The organism is uncultured Pseudoalteromonas sp. (assembly GCF_963922945.1).
In the GTDB taxonomy this organism is placed as follows: domain Bacteria; phylum Pseudomonadota; class Gammaproteobacteria; order Enterobacterales; family Alteromonadaceae; genus Pseudoalteromonas.
The window spans coordinates 1-2,836 of the sequence record NZ_CAWUKC010000163.1; the positions used below are offsets into that span (position 1 = coordinate 1).

Below are 2,836 nucleotides of genomic sequence, written 5' to 3' on the forward strand. Positions count from 1 at the left end.
CAGGCGCGGTAAACCCCGTATTTAGATTACCGTACGTGCCACTGAGCGATGAGCAGCAACAAATAGGGTTGCCACTTATTAATCAGTTAAATGATGCGGATGTAGTTGGTGGCAAGGCTAGTTTACTTAACAGCGATGAAGTATTAACCCTCTCTTAATTAAGGTATGAGGCTAAAAGTAAAGCGTAAATAATTTCACTTTTGGCCTTTTTTATTGCCAGTAATAATTTAATTTAAGTTTCCAGCTTGTTAGCTTTGAATGTTTGTAACTAACGCGAATATCAAAATTTTGATTTATAGGAATTGATATTTCAGCTTGGGTTGATGACTTATCATCATTTCCTGATATAAATTGTTCGTGAGAAGCTCTTAGTTTAATACCTGAGTATAGTGTTGTTATTAAACCTAGTTCTAACGATGCATCATAAATATCGTCTGTAGCAGCAAGATCTCCAATATACCCGTTAGCAAGCGTAAAGATCAGGGTTTTATTATTGGCCAGATAAGACTTACCTATTCCACCCATTACAAACGTGTTTGTACAGCTTTGGCAAAGTGTATTCTGTCTTTCAAAACCAGCATTGATTTTCCACGAAAAATTATTCTCTTTTGGCCATTTAAAATAGGCTGGTGAAAATGACTCTAAATCCAGTAAGTGCAGTTTATCTAGATACAAATTAGAGTTTAAAATAGAGGCTTCAGTATCAACCATTTCTAAATTGGAAAACGCAATGCGTGCAACATCTGGCGCTAAAGAGTCAAAATAACTGAGTCTAAACCCCAAACCAAAGTTGTGTTGTTTGTTTACCTGAGTTGAAGAAACAGACATATTTGACGGTTTTTGTCCTTTGTGAGGCGCTTGCTGGGGATATGATGAAACAAGCACTTCATTACCAATTGGAAGCGTTAAACGCATTTTAATAAGCGCCTTTTTTAAGCTTTTAATATGGTTAATATTGTGTTTTTTTATTTGCTGTAATTGGACTAGCTCAAATAATGTTTCAATAATTCGTTTTTTACTTTTTATATTGAGTGAGATGAAATCATCTTGCTCAAGAGAGTCAGGTGCTTTGTATATTTGCTCTGCAATGGTTGATTCGTTGGCAGTCAGTTTTTTCATGTACTCAATAAAAGCAGTGGTTCGAGATGGCGTAAAGCGTAACTCTTGCACCAGCTTTTTATTGTTATAACTAGCCTGATTTAACTTTGAAAAAACAGTTGTAGGGATCATCCATGGCGAGCTGTTATTTGTTAACTGCTCTCCTATAACAAGCTCTATTAGTTGCGCAATATGAAACGCGCAGTTTTCATCAGCAAAATAGTAATCGAATTGCGCACCGAGTATTTCCCATAAATGATTAGCAATAAACTTTGTATCGTCAATTTTTAAGGCAAGCTTATATTCCCAAAGATCTCTGAGTTCTATTTCACCGTAATTATGTTGATGACGGTAAAATAATTGATCCGAAAACCCTGCTTTATAACCGCCAAACAAGCCTTTTGTTATATAAACTAGACCATTTTCGTTATCCGGTACATGAGCACCATAATTTATGCTGTAATCAAGCAATTTATTATTTTCGACCGATGACCGATTTAGTTTTAACAACAAATGCCCATAAAGTGATGCCGGATTACTCATATAACCAGATGCAAATATGAGACTTATAGAATGTATAGGGTGCTCATCTCGCCATTGGTCTAGTTCAGTACAGGATGATTTAGGCTGCGTAAATGTTAACCCTTGCTTTTGTAGCCAGGTGTATCGTGCAGGATATTTACATTGTGTTAGTGGGTTTTTGTTAAAGCTTTGTACTGTCGCTTTTAGCTCTTCAAATGGGCTTGTTGCTCCCAGTGAAGATATAAAAAATGATGTGTTTGTAATATAGCTCTCATCAAACGCTGGTTTTTTGTAATGGCCTAAACTTAGCCATGTGGGATGTTGTGCTAATTGTTTTAATGTTACAGATGCTTGAATATTAAACGAAGCAATAAAAAAAATAAAAATTATTGAATAATAAATTTTCATAAATACCCAACGGGCTTGGGGTAGAAAAGGTTAAAAGGGCTAAATTAGCCCTTTTATATATTATATTGCAGAACAGTTAGCAGAGAACTGGCTAGCAATATTGCTTTCAACAAGTGTGTAAAGAGCCTGAGCATCGTTTACAGATGTTTGAGCAAAATCATTACGTATTGTTGAGATCATTTGTGTGTGAGCAGCGCTGTCACAACCACGTACATTTAGCATTGCTGAGATGTACTCGCCTTCACCTTGTGCAATTTCTTGCTCTAAGATTGGGAATGTTTGTTGAATAAATTGTGCAGTTTTAACGTTTGCACCTTTACAGCTTTCTACAGATGAAACATTTGAAGAAACAGCTGTTGTTCCTAAATCCCAAATAATGTTTGAGATAGCAGCGGCTGTACCATTATCAGGAAAAACCATTGCGCCTATACCACATTGTTGCCATGGGTTAACATCTGCTTGCGCTGGGGTTACTACGAAAGCACTTGCTAATACTGCTGCAGCTAAACATCTTTTTATCATTATTAAATCCTTATTTAAATGTCCCTTAAATGGGGCTTGAATTCTATACATAAGAAAGCTGTAGAGCAATAACACGTTTAAAAAAATTAATAATAAGTATATTTTGTAAATTTTTATGAGGTAAATATTTTTGCGAGAAGTGAGACTGCGGCTACTTTGTGAAAGAAACTCTTGGCTTACAGGTAAGGTACTTTAATAAAACAAAATATTTAAATAGTAATATTGTTTAAAACTAACTGTTGACGCGTTTTTGCTGTATAATTTGCGGCCCTTGATAAATGTGGCC

Annotated in this window: 2 protein-coding genes and 1 pseudogene; 1 reads left to right on the forward strand and 2 read right to left on the reverse strand. The window is 35.5% G+C overall.

Going from position 1 to position 2,836, the window contains the following annotated elements:
• Positions 1–158 (forward strand): annotated as a pseudogene (locus AABI99_RS17915) (4-hydroxy-tetrahydrodipicolinate synthase); the annotation flags it as partial.
• Between the two features lie 52 nt (positions 159–210).
• On the opposite strand, the gene AABI99_RS17920 reads toward AABI99_RS17915, so the two are convergent.
• Both AABI99_RS17920 and AABI99_RS17925 read right to left on the reverse strand, forming a co-directional pair.
• Positions 211–2,028 (reverse strand): DUF4105 domain-containing protein, encoded by a 1,818-nt coding sequence (locus AABI99_RS17920; RefSeq protein ID WP_338367478.1) that lies wholly within the window; start codon positions 2,026–2,028, stop codon positions 211–213.
• Between the two features lie 60 nt (positions 2,029–2,088).
• Positions 2,089–2,550, reverse strand: coding sequence for a DUF3015 family protein (locus AABI99_RS17925; RefSeq protein WP_338367479.1), 462 nt, complete (start codon positions 2,548–2,550; stop codon positions 2,089–2,091).
• Positions 2,551–2,836: the final 286 nt, after the last annotated feature.